Origin of the sequence: Paenibacillus sp. oral taxon 786 str. D14, from assembly GCF_000159955.1 — a bacterium.
GTDB classification, from domain to species: Bacteria; Bacillota; Bacilli; order Paenibacillales; family Paenibacillaceae; genus Fontibacillus; species Fontibacillus phoenicis.
Genome location: NZ_GG695970.1, coordinates 462,484 through 464,036 on the forward strand (window position 1 = coordinate 462,484; position 1,553 = coordinate 464,036).

Sequence of the window (1,553 nt, forward strand, 5' to 3'; positions counted from 1 at the left end):
AAAAGTCCGGTGATTTAAGTCAGTTGTATCCGTCTCTTCGGCATGAAAAAAGAGGAAAACAACCCAACCAACACCGAAATGAGCAGGTCCGACACCACCTCCATCATCACGGATTTCGGTTTTGGACATGCCGAAATACCGGTTTGAGGTCGTTTCTTCTTAAACCGGCATAGTTTTTTCAGATTTTGAACGATTGCCGTGAGCAGTGCCTGCTCCTGCATGCAATCCAGGCCGCGGCTCCGCGCGCGACCCAGGCCATGCGCGACTTTGCTTTCGGCAAACACATGCTCGCACCGCGTCCGTAACTTTTGCAGATGACGGTAAGAACCCTTGAGCTGAATTTGTTTGGCTTTGTTGCGGATTTGGATTTCTCGGATTTTGGCCAGACGCTTGCGTTGTTTCTCCGGATCGTTCGTTTGGCGTTTCCAAGTCGGTACATCTTCCAGTGCCAGGTTGCGAAGCGAAACCAGAGGAATAATCCCTTGCTCGAACAGCGATCGCAGATAATCTGTCGTACCGTAGGCTTTATCGGCAGAAAGCGTGCGAATCCGGATTTGCGGATGGGCAAAACGGATCGCGGCCAGCTGCTGCAAGCTCGTCTCGCGCTCAGCCGTTCCGGACGCGATGCTCGCTTGCGTAGCCAGAATGACGCCGGATTTGACATCCGTCACATGATGCACCAAATACCGCAAATGCGCTTCCTGACCGTTGCTCTTTTTGTACAAGCGAGCATCCGGGTCCGTCACGCTGCGGTGGGTCTTGTTCGAGAACGTTTTGCCATGAAAATCTTCATGTGTCGCTTCGTCTTCCAGACGCCGTTCTGTTCGCGTGGGCGGTGCGGGCGGCCGTCTGTCATCATCGGAATCAGCGGCGTCACCTTCGGGTTGCTCGTCTTGCCGGGCCATGCGAGCCAGGTAGTCTTCAATCGACTCCACAGGGGCCAGAGTGATTTCTTTCAAGCTGTGGATAGAAGCGTTGGCGCGTACTTGGGAACCGTCGACTCCCGCATCTACATCGGGTTGGACCAGTCCGGCGGCGATGCACTGATCGACGACATGTTTCATGAGCGTGTCGAAAATACCGTGTTTTCGCCACAATTTCCGGGTCTTCACCAAGGTCGTCCGATCCGGCAGGGACGGCCTGGATGGATCCGGGCGCAAGACGGATTCGAAATCCAGTCCGCAAAACCACAAGTAGCCCCCATGCATGGGCAACAGTTGATACAATTCCCGTTCGGAATGGTTGAACAAATACGAAAGCAGCATGAGTCGAACCATCCGCTCCGGGTCAGCCGCCGGGCGTCCGGTACGTTCCGTATACAGCGGCGCCACCCAATCATGGACGATGGAAAAATCAAGCGCTTCGTTCAGTTGGCGCAGGATGTGCTTTTTCGGTACGAGTTCATCCATATCCACAAATTGGAACATCTGAGGCTGGATAGCCGATGACTTATAGGCTTTCATGTTCAATCACTCTTTCGATCATCGTGTTACGATATAAATTCGACAAACCCGTGATAAAGGCCTGCTTACGCGGACTTTTTCACCGGACTT

1 protein-coding gene is annotated in these 1,553 nt (G+C 53.4%); it reads right to left on the minus strand.

Annotation, left to right across the window (positions count from 1 at the left end; all coding sequences use genetic code 11):
• Positions 1 to 14 precede the first annotated feature (14 nt).
• Positions 15 to 1,463, minus strand: a complete 1,449-nt coding sequence (locus tag POTG_RS02205) for an IS5 family transposase (protein ID WP_009223158.1) — start codon at positions 1,461 to 1,463, stop codon at positions 15 to 17.
• Positions 1,464 to 1,553 lie beyond the last annotated feature (90 nt).